This window comes from Geobacillus thermoleovorans (genome assembly GCF_001610955.1).
Taxonomy (GTDB): Bacteria; Bacillota; Bacilli; order Bacillales; family Anoxybacillaceae; genus Geobacillus; species Geobacillus thermoleovorans.
This window is the reverse complement of record NZ_CP014335.1, coordinates 1,643,728-1,658,108: the sequence shown is the minus strand read 5'-3', so window position 1 is coordinate 1,658,108 and position 14,381 is coordinate 1,643,728. Positions and strand designations below refer to the sequence as shown.

Annotated in this window: 11 protein-coding genes; 9 read left to right on the top strand and 2 right to left on the bottom strand. The window is 53.5% G+C overall.

Annotation, left to right across the window (positions count from 1 at the left end; all coding sequences use genetic code 11):
* Positions 1 to 3: 3 nt before the first annotated feature.
* Together parC and GT3570_RS08290 are read left to right on the top strand one after the other, a co-directional pair.
* Positions 4 to 2,448 (top strand): DNA topoisomerase IV subunit A, encoded by a 2,445-nt coding sequence (parC, locus tag GT3570_RS08295; protein ID WP_023634528.1) that lies wholly within the window; start codon positions 4 to 6, stop codon positions 2,446 to 2,448.
* On the top strand, positions 2,445 to 2,789 hold the full coding sequence (locus GT3570_RS08290) for a PilZ domain-containing protein (RefSeq protein ID WP_025039128.1): 345 nt from the start codon (positions 2,445 to 2,447) through the stop codon (positions 2,787 to 2,789). Before parC ends, GT3570_RS08290 begins: the two co-directional genes overlap by 4 nt.
* A gap of 104 nt (positions 2,790 to 2,893) precedes the next feature.
* Here GT3570_RS08290 and GT3570_RS08285 read toward each other — a convergent pair whose 3' ends face one another.
* A complete protein-coding gene (locus GT3570_RS08285) occupies positions 2,894 to 3,625 on the bottom strand; it encodes a MerR family transcriptional regulator (RefSeq protein ID WP_011231240.1) in 732 nt (243 codons plus the stop codon).
* 296 nt (positions 3,626 to 3,921) lie between these two features.
* Here GT3570_RS08285 and treP point away from each other — a divergent pair, with 296 nt between their 5' ends.
* From treP to GT3570_RS08250, 7 genes are all read left to right on the top strand, one after another.
* Positions 3,922 to 5,340: a PTS system trehalose-specific EIIBC component gene (gene treP, locus GT3570_RS08280; protein ID WP_011231239.1), complete on the top strand. Its 1,419-nt coding sequence runs from the start codon at positions 3,922 to 3,924 to the stop codon at positions 5,338 to 5,340.
* Positions 5,341 to 5,454: 114 nt separating this feature from the next.
* Complete coding sequence (gene treC, locus GT3570_RS08275) at positions 5,455 to 7,146, top strand: alpha,alpha-phosphotrehalase (RefSeq protein ID WP_014195848.1); 1,692 nt, start codon at positions 5,455 to 5,457, stop codon at positions 7,144 to 7,146.
* Between the two features lie 22 nt (positions 7,147 to 7,168).
* Complete coding sequence (gene treR, locus GT3570_RS08270) at positions 7,169 to 7,882, top strand: trehalose operon repressor (protein WP_062898621.1); 714 nt, start codon at positions 7,169 to 7,171, stop codon at positions 7,880 to 7,882.
* A 214-nt stretch (positions 7,883 to 8,096) separates the two neighbouring features.
* On the top strand, positions 8,097 to 9,509 hold the full coding sequence (locus GT3570_RS08265; RefSeq protein ID WP_011231236.1) for a Na+/H+ antiporter NhaC family protein: 1,413 nt from the start codon (positions 8,097 to 8,099) through the stop codon (positions 9,507 to 9,509).
* Between the two features lie 408 nt (positions 9,510 to 9,917).
* Positions 9,918 to 10,367: an acyl-CoA thioesterase gene (locus tag GT3570_RS08260; RefSeq protein ID WP_011231235.1), complete on the top strand. Its 450-nt coding sequence runs from the start codon at positions 9,918 to 9,920 to the stop codon at positions 10,365 to 10,367.
* Between the two features lie 130 nt (positions 10,368 to 10,497).
* Complete coding sequence (locus GT3570_RS08255; protein ID WP_014195845.1) at positions 10,498 to 11,997, top strand: aminotransferase class V-fold PLP-dependent enzyme; 1,500 nt, start codon at positions 10,498 to 10,500, stop codon at positions 11,995 to 11,997.
* Between the two features lie 104 nt (positions 11,998 to 12,101).
* Positions 12,102 to 13,280: an acyl-CoA dehydrogenase family protein gene (locus GT3570_RS08250; RefSeq protein WP_011231233.1), complete on the top strand. Its 1,179-nt coding sequence runs from the start codon at positions 12,102 to 12,104 to the stop codon at positions 13,278 to 13,280.
* A 97-nt stretch (positions 13,281 to 13,377) separates the two neighbouring features.
* Here the strand turns inward: GT3570_RS08250 and speE are convergent, their stop codons facing one another.
* The gene (speE, locus tag GT3570_RS08245) at positions 13,378 to 14,253 is read right to left on the bottom strand and encodes a polyamine aminopropyltransferase (RefSeq protein WP_011231232.1); all 876 of its coding nucleotides are present in this window, start codon (positions 14,251 to 14,253) and stop codon (positions 13,378 to 13,380) included.
* Positions 14,254 to 14,381: the final 128 nt, after the last annotated feature.

The window sequence follows — 14,381 nt, the reverse complement described above, 5'->3', positions numbered from 1 at the left end:
ACGATGGCAGAACGATTGCTGGAAATGCCGTTAGAGGACGTGCTTGGCGACCGCTTTGGCCGCTACAGCAAATACATTATCCAAGACCGGGCGCTCCCAGATGCGCGCGACGGGTTGAAGCCCGTGCAGCGCCGTATTTTATATGCGATGTACATCGATGGCAACACGGCTGATAAACCGTTTCGCAAGGCGGCGAAAACGGTTGGAAACGTGATCGGCAACTTTCATCCGCACGGCGACTCATCGGTGTATGAAGCGATGGTGCGGATGAGCCAAGAGTGGAAGCTGCGCAACGTGCTGGTGGAGATGCACGGCAACAACGGCAGCATCGACGGCGACCCGCCGGCGGCGATGCGCTACACGGAAGCGCGCCTGTCGGCGATTGCCGCCGAATTGCTTCGCGATATTGACAAAGAAACTGTTCCGTTTGTGCCGAACTTTGACGATACGACCGATGAGCCGACCGTCCTGCCGGCGATGTTTCCGAATTTGTTGGTGAACGGCTCGACCGGGATTTCGGCCGGCTATGCGACCGACATTCCGCCGCATGCGCTTGGCGAGGTGATCGACGCCGTCTTGATGCGGATCGACCGGCCGGATTGCACTGTTGACGAGCTGATGACGGTTCTTCCTGGCCCCGATTTTCCGACCGGCGGCATCATCCAAGGGAAAGACGGCATCCGCAAGGCGTATGAGACCGGCCGCGGGAAAATCATCATCCGCGCCAAAGCCGCCATCGAGCAGGGAAAAGGCGGGAAAAAGCACATTGTCATCACGGAACTGCCGTATGAAGTGAACAAAGCGAATTTAGTGAAAAAAATTGACGAGCTTCGCCTCGACAAAAAGCTCGACGGCATCGCCGATGTGCGCGATGAAACGGACCGGAACGGGCTGTCGATCGTCATCGAATTGAAAAAAGACGCCGATGCGGAAGCGATTCTCAACTACTTGTACAAAAATACGGATTTGCAAGTGCCGTACAGCTTCAACATGGTGGCGATCCATGAGCGCCGGCCGAAGCTGATGAGTTTGCCGGAGCTGTTGGATGCCTACATCGCCCACCGGAAAGAGGTCGTCACCAACCGCTCGCATTTTGAGCTGAAAAAAGCGAATGAGCGGAAGCACATCGTCGACGGCTTGATTCGGGCGCTTTCCATTTTGGATGAGGTGATTGCGACAATTCGGGCTTCAAGCGACAAGCGCGACGCCAAAGAACGGCTGATGGCTCATTACGGATTCACCGAAGCGCAGGCCGAGGCGATCGTGACGCTCCAGCTGTATCGGTTGACGAACACCGACATCACGGCGCTGCGTCAAGAAGCGGAAGAACTGGATCAAGCAATTGCGGAACTTACGGGGATTCTCGCAGATGAAAAGAAGCTGCTTGGCGTCATCAAAAAAGAGCTGAAGACGATGAAAAAGCAATATGCCGATGAGCGGCGGACGGTGATTGAAGAGGAGATTGAAGAGCTGAAAGTGAAGGTGGAGGCGCTCATTCCGGCGGAAGACGTGATCGTCACCGTGACAAAAGAAGGATATGTGAAGCGGACGAGCTATCGTTCATACAGCGCCTCAAACGGTCAAGACATGGGCATGAAGGAAACGGATCGGCTGCTCGCCCAGCTCGAGATGAATACGACCGATGTGCTCTTGCTTTTCACCCGCCGCGGCTACTATTTATACTGCCCGGTGCATACGCTCCCTGATATCCGTTGGAAAGAGGTCGGCCACCACATTTCCCATCTCATTCCGCTTGAACGCGACGATGAACTCGTCGCCGCTGTTCCAGTCTCTTCCTTTAACACCGGGGAGCAGCTCATCTTTGTGACGAAACAAGGGCTCGTAAAGCGAACGGAGCTCGCTCAATACCAAGTGCAGCGCTACACCCGCCCGCTTGTGGCCGTTAATGTGAAAGAGGATGATGACGTCATCGCCGTCTACGCGACGGATGGATGCGGCCATCTTTGGCTTGCGACGCATGATGGACATGCGCTCTTGTTTGCCGAGGAGGAGATCAGCCTTGTTGGCGTGCGCGCGGCTGGCGTGAAAGGGATTCAATTGAAGGAAGGGGACTTTGTCGCCGCTGCGTGTCCCGTTCGCCTAGAAGAGGGGGGCTCGTTCGTCGTCGTGACGCAGCGCGGAGCGGTGAAAAAAGTGGCGATGAGCGAGTTTGAGCCGTCATCACGGGCGAAGCGCGGCGTTGTGATTGTGCGCGAAGTGAAATCCAACCCGCACCGAGTTGTCGGCGCCGTCTTTGTCAGCAGCGATGAGGAAATGGTCGGATTGCGGACGGAAAAAGGGGTGGTCGAGACGATCGAAGCCGCTTCCCTTCGTCTCTCCGACCGCTACAGCACGGGTTCGTTTGTCGTTGACACTGACGAAGCCGGGCCGGTGGTGGACGTCTGGAAAGAGCCGGCGAAGCTGCTTGGAAAAGGGGAAGAAGGATGAGGTTTAAGCGTCAAGAACCGTTCCGGCATCAGTTTGGCCGGCCGCTCCCGGCCGAACTGCGCACAGCCGATGGCGAGCGCAGCGTCTACATTCACGATCTAAGTCCGCACGGGATGAAAATCGAAACGGAAGGCCGCCTTCCCTTTTCAACAGGGGGAACGCTGGTTGACATCTCGTTTTGGCTAAACGCTGCCCCCTTTACGCTGCGGGGGCAGCTTGTCTGGGAAAGACCGTTTGTCCACGCCTACTATTATGGCGTCCGCCTCCATGTCACCAAACAAGAAGAAGCGCACTTGATCGAAGCCATCAAACGACATGCGGCCGAGAGCCGCCGAATATGACGCAAAAAGGGGCCCGCGTTTTGGCGGGGCCCTTTTTTGATTTTTGACGGAGGTATGGCGCATCCAAAACGGGTGCCCTTGTCACATTGATGCCAAAATTGTCTTCACCAAAACTTCCACCATTTATTTGCCCGTGTTCGAGCAGCGCTGGTGCTGGCAGCGGTTTGCCGAAACGACAACACGAGCTCGCGAAACGCTTTTTCCCGTTCTAAAATGCGCAGTTCGAGCTGTTTTCGCTCCTCTTCCTGTCTTACTTTTTCCTCTTGACAGAACGCGACGACCGTTTCCAAATGTTCATGCAGCTGTTCCGTTTTTTGCTGCCATGCGTCCTCGTAATCGCGGAGTGAACGGCGCACCGTTTCGGCAGCTGCCGTCGTTTGCTCCTCGATGTAGTCAAGGCGGCCTTTCACCTCATCCATCGCTTGCCGGACCGTGGCTGTCGTTTCCTGTTTCAAGGCGTCGACGATATCGTCTTTTAAGCGGGCCGCCAACTGCTCGGCTATGTATGGCATCCCTTGATGCAGCAGGCGGGGCACATCGATGATTTCCCCTTCCATGACGGCTGTTTCCACTTGAGCGGCTGTCTCGTTGGCTCGCTCTGCCGGTTGTCCGTCCATTTGCCTGATCATTTCAGCCACTTCGCGCGGATGGCGGCCGTCCTCAAGCCAAGTGCGGATATGGCGAAACCGGTCGATCAGCTCGTCGGTGTACATGCGTGCCCCCTCGGTTGTGCGTGGGACGGCAATCGATCCGGCGAACTGCTTTTCCCATTGTTTCAAATCGCGGGCGGTGACCCCGATTTTTTTCGCTGCTTCGCGGAGTGTATAGGTTTTCATCGCATTTCCTCATCCTTTCTCGTCTTTTGGCATTGATTTGCGTTATGTTTTATTTTCCTACTCGGTCGTTGATTTTCCTGCCGCTTGACAAAACATAACAAAAGAAGTGGAAGTTAGTAAAAAAACAACAACTATTGTCGAAAAATGAAGAAGGTCATCGAAAGATGTTGACAAACTTGTATATACAAGATAAAATGAATTCAGGTTGTATATACAAGTTTGTTTGCAACCGGTTGCTGAAAGCGATTTAACGCTATAGCGGTCGTTGTTAAGGAAAGAAAAGGGAGGCGTTCATCATGGGGGCATACCAACAAGCAGCCGCGCAAATCGTTGAAGCCATCGGCGGCAAAGAAAACATCGTCGCCGCCACGCATTGTGTGACGCGGCTTCGGTTTGCGCTCAAAGAGGAAGGAAAAGTCAATAAGGAAGCGCTTGAGCGCATCGATGTCGTCAAAGGGTCGTTTTCGGCAAACGGCCAGTTTCAAGTCGTCATCGGCCAAGGGCTTGTCGATAAAGTGTATGACGACCTCATCGAGCTGACGGGCATCGGCCGGGCGACAAAGCAGGAGATTAAAGACGCTGCGGAAGCGAAGCTCAATCCGCTGCAACGCGCGATTAAGACGCTGGCTGATATTTTCATTCCCATCTTGCCGGCAATCGTGACGGCCGGTTTGTTAATGGGGATTAACAACGTCTTGACAGGCCCAGGCATTTTTTACGAAGGGAAATCGTTTGTCGAGGTGCACAAAGAATGGGCCGATTTGGCGAACATGATCAACTTGATCGCCAATACGGCGTTCGTCTTCCTGCCCGGTTTGATCGGCTGGTCGGCGGTGACGAAATTCGGCGGCAGCCCGCTCTTAGGGATTGTCCTTGGTTTGATGCTCGTCCACCCAGATTTGCTCAACGCTTGGGGCTGGGGAGCGGCGAAAGAAAAAGGAGAGATTCCAGTTTGGAACTTGTTCGGCTTTGAAGTGCAAAAAGTCGGCTACCAAGGACAAGTGCTGCCGGTGCTGGTGGCTTCCTACGTGCTGGCGAAGCTGGAGCTGTTTTTGCGCAAGCGCATTCCGGATGCGTTTCAGCTGTTGCTTGTCGCGCCGCTTGCGTTGCTCATTACGGGCTTTTTGGCGTTCATCGCCATTGGGCCGATCACATTTGCGATCGGCAATGCCATTACCCACTTGTTTGTCACGATTTTTGACACGGTTCCGGCTCTTGGAGGATTGTTGTATGGAGCGTTGTATGCGCCGCTTGTCGTCACCGGGATGCACCATACGTTCTTGCCGGTTGACTTGCAGCTGATTGCCAATACCGGTGGCACGTTCCTTTGGCCGATTTTGGTCATGTCAAACATCGCCCAAGGTTCGGCAGCGTTGGCGATGATGTTTGTCGCGAAGGAGGAAAAGCTGCGCGGTTTGTCGTTTACGTCGGCTGTTTCCGCGTATTTAGGCATCACGGAACCGGCGATGTTCGGGGTCAACTTGCGCTTTCGCTTCCCGTTTATCGCAGCGATGACAGGGGCGGCAATCGCTGGCATGTTCATCACGATCAATAAAGTGATGGCCCCGTCGATCGGCGTCGGCGGCCTGCCGGGTTTCTTGTCGATCGTGCCGCAAAAGTGGACGCCGTTCTTTATCGGCATGGCGATCGCGATTGCGGTGCCGTTTGCGCTGACGTTTGTCTTTGGGAAAGTGCGTAAAGCCGCCCGCTCATGATTGCCGTGTGTGGAAGCAAGAGAACGATGTGCGAAATCATTTATTTCCCGCCCGTACCATTGGCCGCCGATGCCAATGGTATGTTTTTTATCCCGACGAACGAGGTGAAGAGAGATGTCAACAACCCCTTGGTGGAAAAAAGCGGTCGTTTATCAAATTTATCCGAAAAGCTTCTACGATACGAATGGAGACGGCATTGGCGATTTGCCGGGCGTGATCGAGAAGCTTGATTATTTACAAAAATTGGGTGTCGATGTCATTTGGCTGACGCCGATCTACGCGTCGCCGCAGCGCGACAACGGTTATGACATCAGCGATTATTTCCGCATCCATCACGAATACGGAACGATGGACGATTTTGACCGTCTGCTTCACGAAGTGCATGCGCGCGGCATGAAGCTGGTGATGGACATGGTCGTCAACCATACCTCAACCGACCATGAATGGTTTCAGCAGGCGCGCTCCTCGAAAACGAACCCATACCGCTCGTTTTACATTTGGCGCGACCCGAAGCCGGACGGCGGAGCGCCGAACAACTGGCAATCGAAATTCGGCGGCTCGGCGTGGGAATACGACGAACAAACCGGCCAATATTACTTGCATTTGTTCGATGTGACACAAGCGGACTTGAACTGGGAAAACGAAGAGCTGCGCCGCCGCATTTATGACATGATGCATTTTTGGCTCAAAAAAGGAGTGGACGGCTTTCGGCTTGACGTCATCAACTTGTTGTCAAAAGACCAGCGCTTCCCGGATGATGACGGTTCGGTGCCGCCGGGGGACGGGCGCCGCTTTTATACGGACGGACCGCGCATTCATGAGTTTTTGCAAGAGATGAACCGCGAAGTGTTTTCGAAATATGACGTCATGACGGTCGGGGAAATGTCGTCGACGACGATCGATCATTGCATCCGCTACACGAACCCGGAAAACCACGAGCTCAATATGACGTTTAACTTTCACCACTTGAAGGTCGATTACCCGAACGGAGAAAAATGGGCAGTCGCCCCATTTGATTTCCTTGCCTTAAAACGCATTTTGTCCGAATGGCAAGTCCGGATGTATGAAGGCGGCGGCTGGAATGCGCTCTTTTGGTGCAACCACGATCAGCCGCGCATCGTGTCGCGCTATGGCGATGACGGGACGTATTGGAAAGAGTCAGCGAAAATGCTGGCGACGACGATCCATTTGATGCAAGGGACGCCCTATATTTACCAAGGCGAAGAAATCGGCATGACCGATCCGAAATTCACCGATATTCGCGACTACCGCGACGTTGAGTCGCTCAACATGTACCGGATTTTGCGAGAACAAGGCAAAAGCGAGCAAGAAGTGATGGAAATTTTGCAGCGAAAATCGCGCGACAACTCACGCACGCCGATGCAATGGGACGACAGCCCGCATGCTGGTTTCACGTCCGGGACGCCGTGGATTCGCGTCGCCGACAACTACCGGCGCATTAACGTGAAACAGGCGCTCGCCGACCGCGACTCGATTTTCTACCACTATAAGCGGCTCATTGAGCTGCGCAAACAGTATGATCTCATTACGACCGGGCGCTATGAGCTACTGCTTGCGGACGATCCGCATATTTTCGCCTATATGCGTCATGGCGATGGAGAAAAGCTGCTTGTTGTCAACAATTTTTATCCAATCGAAACGACGTTCACGCTGCCGAAAGAAGCAGGAGCCGATGGCTATACGGGAGAACTGCTGCTTGCCAATTATTCGGACGCGCCGGCCGATTTTCGCCGCATGCAGCTGCGCCCATACGAATCGGTTGTTTATCTTTTGCGCCGGTCGTGATACAATACAAGCGGTGATTCTTATGCATGAAAACAAATATTTAACCATTTACCATGACCTCATTTCCCGCATCCGCCGCGGAGAATGGAAGGCGTACGACAAGCTGCCATCGGAACACGAGCTGGCCGCCCGGTATGAGACATCGCGCGAGACGATTCGCAAAGCGCTCCATTTGTTGTCCGAGCACGGCTATATCCAAAAAATGAAAGGAAAAGGATCTATCGTCCTTGACGTCGGCAAATATGACTTTCCCGTATCCGGATTGGTCAGCTTTAAAGAACTGGCGCAGACGATGAAGCAGCCGGTGCGGACGATCGTGCATGAACTGGCGATCATCAAGCCGGATCGCGAGCTCAGGCAGCATCTGCGCGCCTCAGGCAAAGACGAAGTGTGGAAAGTCGTGCGCGTCCGGGAAATCGGCGGAGAGCGGATTATTTTGGATAAAGACTTTTTTCTGAAAAAGCATGTGCCGCTATTGACCAAAGAAATTTGCGAAGACTCGATCTATGAATACTTGGAAACGAAGCTGCATTTGCCGATCAGCTTTGCGAAAAAAGAAATATCGGTCGACGAAGCGACGGACGAAGACCGGCGCTATTTGGATTTGCATGGCGATGACCGCGTCGTTGTCGTCAAAAACTATGTGTATTTAAGCAATGCTGCATTGTTTCAATACACGGAATCGCGTCACCGGCTCGACAAGTTCCGATTTGTCGATTTTGCGCGCCGGAAATGACAACGCCTTCTGTGCCCCAGGTTGTTTGGGAGTCAGCCCGGGGCGGATGGAAATGTGGGCCACGCTGCAAACTGCAGCGCGGCTTTTTTTGTTTGCGCGGGCAACATAAATTTTATAAATAAAACTATGTTCTAAATCATCAATGAAAATCATAAAAAAACTGCATTATGGCTATCCTTCTTGGTAACAACATCATCGCAAAGGAGGCGCCGACGTGGAAGGAACATGGTGGTCGCTGTTGCCTTTTCTGCTCATCATTCCGTTGGCGGTATGGCTGAAAGAAATTTTGCCCGGCCTCGTGGCCGGATTGCTCGTCGGAGCGTTTTGCCTTGAGTGGTCGGCTGTCGGCGCGATTGAGCGCGCTGTTTCCGCTGTTCTTCACGCCCTGACCGATCCGGAGCATATGAAGGTGGCCGCGTTTTTGTATTTGTTCGGTTCGCTTGTCGGCATGATGCAAATTACCGGCGGGATCAAAGGGTTTGTCGAGAGACTCTCCGGCCGCATCCGCTCGAAGCGGGGGATTTTGTTGTTCGTTTGGCTGACGGTGCCGGTGACGTTTTTTATGCCGATGTTTCGCATTATGCTCCTTGGACCAGTGATGAAAGCGGTCCTTCGCCAGTTTCGCATCGACCGCCGCCGCATGGCGTACATGATCGACGTCTCGACCGAGCCGATCATCGTGCTTTTGCCAGCGGCGACAGCGTTCGTCGGCTTTATGACTTCTGTTGTCGCCGCGGCGCTTGAGCAAAACGACATTCACGAATCGCCGTATGACGTGTTTTTGCGCAGCCTGCCGTACAACTTGTTTGCGATTGTCGCTCTGGCCGTCGGGGTGTTGACGACGATGTTGAACATCCGGATCGGCAAACCGCGGGCGAAAAAAGGAGAAGGGGAAACGAATACACTGCACGGGCTCGGATTGCGCAAGGAGCTGGCGCTGATCAACGGGGAGCCGTTGCACTTGTTTGTCCCGCTGGCGCTGTTAATCGCGCTGACGTTTGCCTTTTTCGTGTACGACGGGAGGAAACGCGGGGCAGAGAATTGGTGGGAGGCGTTTTCCGCGGCCGATGCGACATGGGCGATGCTGTTGGCGCTGTTTGTGACCATCCTTTTGTCGATGATGTTTTATTTGTGGCGCCGACAATCGCTCTCAGAGTTGACGTACCACTTTTTTGCCGGAGGAAACGAGCTGATGGCGCCGATCGGCATGCTCGTTCTCGTATGGGCGGTCTCGGCGGTGGCGGGGGAACTCGGATTTGCGGAGTACGTGTCGTCGACGTTCGGCACATGGCTGCCGGGGGCATTCGTGCCAGCGGCCGTGTTTTTGGTCGGATCGTTTTTATCATACTTTATCGGTTCTTCATGGGGAACGTGGGGCATTTTGATGCCGCTTGGCGTCACGCTTTCCCATGCGACCGGGGCGCCGCTCGAGGTGACAGTCGGCGCCGTGTTTGCGAGCGGGACGTTTGGCGCCTTTGCTTCGCCGCTTGGCGATACGACGATTACAACGGCAGCCATTATGGATATGGACTTGATGAGCTATGCGAAATACAAATTGCGCCTCTCTCTCCTTTGCGCCGGCGTGTCGCTTGCAGGATACGTTCTTTTGCCGCTTTGGGCCGGTTGACCGCAGACGCCCCGTCTGCCCTCGCCGGGCTTTTTTATCTACCCTGAAAATGTCAAAACTATATAGGTTCCAATTGTTCGTTACCATTTGCACTTCGATACATGCGGATGCAATCTAATGTGTCAGGCAATCGGCGAAGTGTAAACCAAAAATTCAACTTAATTGAAAGAGATTTTCATCCTTTCGTGCAACGTACTGGATTCGCGACAATATTTCATGTCACAAACAATGTTCTAAATAATCAATAACCCAAAAAAACAATTGCATATCCCAATCAATCGGAGTATGATAAAAACAACATACTGACTAGTTGGTAGCTACAAATCAAACTTGCTCCCGCCCCATGCTCACCCAAACGAATATTGTGGGCGAAAGGGGCAAAAAAAGGCAAGAAAGGAAGAGGGAGAAATGAAGACGCACATCATTACCGTCAATCCACGCTTTTGTGAAACTGATGCGCTCGGACATTTAAGCAACATTAGCTATTTTATTTATTTAGAAGAAGCGCGCACCCGCCTGTTTGATGAATTGCGTTACGGCGGGCGAACGGACGACTGGCATTTTATTTTAGCTTCCACCAAGTGCGATTTTATCAACCAAGGATTCTTCGGACGACGATTGCGCGTGGAAACCAATGTCTCCCGGATCGGCAATAAAAGCTTTCAATGCATTCATCGCATCATGGAAGAGGAAACAGGAAGACTGATCGCCATCGGAGAGGCAGCGGTCGTCCATTTTAATTTCCAAACCCAAACGAGCGAACCATTGCCCGATGACTTGCGGACCATGCTTGCCGAATACCTTGCGCCGTCCGTGGGGGAAACGATTTCGCCGTTATCGTGCAAAAAAAAGGAGTAAAAAAGGGAGTGGAATATCATCCGCCTGTACGGCGGATTTTTCATTTTCAACTTTCCCACGTTTTTTGGACCGAACCACCGAAGGCGACATACTTTGTAAATAGACGAAATGGCGGAAAGGGGGAATCAACATGGCCATTCACGCTGTGATCGGCAATGCGGTGTATACATGCCGCGGAGAGCTTGAGACGTATTTTCAGCCGTTTCGCGATGGAACGATCGGCCGCTTTCATCCGTTTTCTACGCCGTTTGGCAAACAGCGGCTTATTTACGCCGACTGGACGGCAAGCGGGCGGCTGTACCGGCCGATTGAAGAGAAGCTGACGCATGAGCTCGGTCCATTTGTCGGCAACACGCATACGGAATCGAATGTGACCGGAACGAAAACGACGCTTGCCTATCGCTATGCAAAAGAAATCATCAAACAGCACGTTCATGCCGGGAAAAACGATGTCTTGATCATGCAAGGCGCCGGGACCACAAGCGCCGTCAACAAGCTGCAGCGTCTGCTTGGCTTGCGCGTACCGGAACGGTGGAAGCGCCGCTTGTCCCTTCATGATGAGGAGCGGCCAGTCGTTTTTGTCACCCATATGGAGCACCATTCAAATTTATTGCCATGGGTGGAAACCATCGCGGAAGTCGTGGCGGTCCGGCCGACAGAGAACGGGGATGTCGATCTTGACCATTTGCGCGAGCTGCTGGAGCGCTACCGAGATCGGCCGCAAAAAATCGGTGCATTTACTGCTTGCTCGAACGTCACGGGGTTGGAAACCCCATATCATAAGCTGGCGAAAATCATGCACGAGCATGGCGGCCTTTGCTTTGTTGATTTTGCTGCTTCCGCTCCGTACGTCCGCATCGATATGCATCCGGACGACCCAATGGAGCAGCTTGATGCCATTTATTTCTCTCCCCATAAGTTTCTCGGGGGGCCGGGAAGCGCCGGCGTGCTCATCTTTGACAGCCGGCTTTATCATCAGCACGCTCCGGATCACCCCGGCGGCGGGACGGTGTACTGGACTGACCCGTGGGGGAACTATGAATACATCCAAGCCATTGAGGAACGCGAAGATGGCGGAACACCGCCGTTTTGGCAAACCATCAAGGCAGCGTTGGCCATCCAGCTGAAAGAGCAAATGAACGTAAAACAGATGCGCGCCCGCGAAAAGGAACTTGTTTCCCTTCTTTTGCCGGCGCTAAAAAGCACTCCCGGCGTCCGCGTGCTTGAAGGACATCGGGACGACCGTCTTGGCATCATCTCATTTGTCATAGATGGATTGCATTACAACCTTGTTGTCAAACTGCTGAATGATCGCTTCGGCATTCAAGCGCGCGGCGGCTGTTCCTGCGCCGGACCATACGGCCACTATTTGCTTGGCATCGACAAGGAACAATCCGCTGCGCTGCTTCAAGAAGTCAAAAACGGCAATCCTCTTGCCAAACCAGGATGGGTGCGTCTGTCGCTCCATCCTACGATGACGAACGAAGAAGTGTATGCGATCATCCGCGCCGTCCGTCAAATCGCCCGCTATGGCCGCCGCTGGCAGGAGGAATACGAGTACGATGCTGGGAAAAATGAGTTCGTCCACCGTGACGATGATCGGTACATTCGGCATTTCTTTCTCTTTTAAGCTTCCGAGAGCAAGGACGGTCATTTTCCCGTGCGTTTTTGTTTTCAGTCCTAGCCAGAACTCGGTACAATAAAGGCATCTTGACCAAAAGAAGGGGAGAACCGATGAACGAATTGTACCATTTGCTTGTGCGGACCGATCGGGAGCAACAATTGTACAACCAAGCGCGCCGCCTTGCGGAACGATTTGTCCAACGGGCAGCGCATGATGACGAACAGGCAACGTTTCCATTTGCCGATTTTGCCGATTTAAAAGAGGCTGGATTCCTTTCCTTGACCGTCCCGACTGAATACGGCGGCCAAGGGGCATCGCTTTATGAGCTTGTGCTCGTGCAAGAAACGATCGCCCAAGGCTCTGGGGCAACGGCATTGTCGTTTGGTTGGCACGCCAGCATTCTCATGCGTTTATTTTTGCTCCGCCGCTGGCCGGAGCCCGTTCTCGCCCGTTTGGCGAATGAAGTCGTTTGCCGCCACGCGCTCATCAACAGCGCCCACTCTGAACGGACAACTGGCAGCCCGGCGCGCGGCGGTAAACCGGAAACGACGGCCGTCTTTCGCCATGGCCGCTGGGTGCTTCGGGGGCGAAAGACATTTGCATCGTTAGCCCCTGCGCTCGATTACGTATTGATTTCCGCCACGATGGAAGACGGTCGGGTCGGTGAATTTCTCGTGCCGATGTCTGCTTCAGGCATCCGCATCGAGCCGACGTGGAACACGCTTGGCATGCGGGCGACGCGCAGCGATGATCTTGTTCTTGAAGAAGTCGAAGTCGACCAAGAGGCGCTCGTAGAGACGCTTGGAGAAGCGAACGAAGCCGCTCCGGCGCAAGGATGGCTGTTGCACGTGCCGGCTTGTTACTTAGGCATCGCCATTGCGGCGCGCAATGAGGCGCTTCGCTTTGCCAAGACGTACCAGCCTAATACCCTGCCTCACCCAATCGCCCTAACACCCGAAGTGCAGCGGAAAATCGCTGAAATGGAATGGCGCCTCACCCATGCGCGCCATTTCCTGTACGCGGTCGCCGACTTATGGGATCGCTATCCGGAAAAACGGATGGCGATGAAAGAGGAGTTGGCAACAGCCAAATTGGTCGCCACCAATACCGCGCTTGAAGTCGTCGATTGGGCGATGCGCATTGTCGGCGGACAAAGCTTGTTTGCTGACAATCCGCTTCAGCGGCATTACCGTGACGTCCGTGCTGGATTGCACAACCCGCCGGCGGATGACTTGACGTTTCAATGGCTTGCTAAGCGGGCACTGACCCACAACCCACCGGCGCAATGAAACAAGAAAGCGGGTGGAATAATAGAAAGATCACTCAAATGACACAAAAAAAGCTGTCCCCTCACAAAGCAGGGACAGCTTTTTCCATGCCAAGCCGTTATTCCACCTCAAGCGCCGAGCGCAAAAACTCGGGCAAGGCGAAACATTGGCGAAAGACCGCATCATTGACGTATTTCGTGTCGTTTGGAATGGTTGTCTGCGCCGGAAAATCGAGCGGCCGTTTCGAGCCGATCGTAAAGCTCCACAGTCCGCCTGGATACGTCGGCACCACCGCGGTGTACACAAGCACATGCGGGAACAGTTCGCGAATATTGCGGTACGTCCGTTTCAAAATATCCAAGTGGAAAATCGGCGACTGGCTTTGGCAGACCATCAGCCCGTCTGCTTTCAACGCGCGATGGACGTTGGCGTAAAACTCCGGTGAAAACAAGGCTTCCGCCGGGCCGACTGGGTCAGACGAGTCGATCATAATGACGTCGTAGACGTTTTCTTTCTCTTGCACAAACACGACGCCATCATCATAAACAAACCGCACGCGCGGATCCGATAAGTTGCCGGAGACGGCTGGCAAATGCTCTTTGCACGCCCGGACGACTTTTTCGTCGATTTCCACCATATCGATGGCTTCAAGATGAGCGTATTTCGCCGTCTCACGAGCTGCGCCGCAGTCGCCGCCGCCGATGATGAGCACCCGCTTCGCTTCCGGATGAAACTGCAGCGGCACGTGCGAAATCATTTCGTTATAAATATGGCCGTCAATCGAGGTCGTTTGCACGACGCCATCGAGTACGAGCATGCGGCCAAAATCGTACGAATCCAAAATCATCACATGCTGGTACTCGGACGGCTCGGCAAAAATCACCTCTTTGATTCGATAGCTGATTTTTAAGTTGTCGCGATCATCTTCGGTGAGCCAAAGCTCTCCATTGTCCATATGCAAGTAAGGTGGCAAAGCGCTTCCTTCGTGTTTCATTGTGACCTCCTTTAGTCATGCAGATGTTTTCACACCTTTCTAATCTTAATATATTCTTCGTCTTGTGGCAAACAAAGGGGATGTGATCGGCCGGTGCCGGACGTATTCATCCCGCCGCCCATGTTTGA

Excerpts from the sequence above, each read along its gene's own strand:
- parC (WP_023634528.1), top strand. The coding sequence starts at position 4 with ATGGCAGAACGATTGCTGGAAATGCCGTTAGAGGACGTGCTTGGCGAC.
- GT3570_RS08290 (WP_025039128.1), top strand. The coding sequence starts at position 2,445 with ATGAGGTTTAAGCGTCAAGAACCGTTCCGGCATCAGTTTGGCCGGCCG.
- GT3570_RS08285 (WP_011231240.1), bottom strand. The coding sequence starts at position 3,625 with ATGAAAACCTATACACTCCGCGAAGCAGCGAAAAAAATCGGGGTCACC.
- treP (WP_011231239.1), top strand. The coding sequence starts at position 3,922 with ATGGGGGCATACCAACAAGCAGCCGCGCAAATCGTTGAAGCCATCGGC.
- treC (WP_014195848.1), top strand. The coding sequence starts at position 5,455 with ATGTCAACAACCCCTTGGTGGAAAAAAGCGGTCGTTTATCAAATTTAT.
- treR (WP_062898621.1), top strand. The coding sequence starts at position 7,169 with ATGCATGAAAACAAATATTTAACCATTTACCATGACCTCATTTCCCGC.
- GT3570_RS08260 (WP_011231235.1), top strand. The coding sequence starts at position 9,918 with ATGAAGACGCACATCATTACCGTCAATCCACGCTTTTGTGAAACTGAT.
- GT3570_RS08255 (WP_014195845.1), top strand. The coding sequence starts at position 10,498 with ATGGCCATTCACGCTGTGATCGGCAATGCGGTGTATACATGCCGCGGA.
- GT3570_RS08250 (WP_011231233.1), top strand. The coding sequence starts at position 12,102 with ATGAACGAATTGTACCATTTGCTTGTGCGGACCGATCGGGAGCAACAA.
- speE (WP_011231232.1), bottom strand. The coding sequence starts at position 14,253 with ATGAAACACGAAGGAAGCGCTTTGCCACCTTACTTGCATATGGACAAT.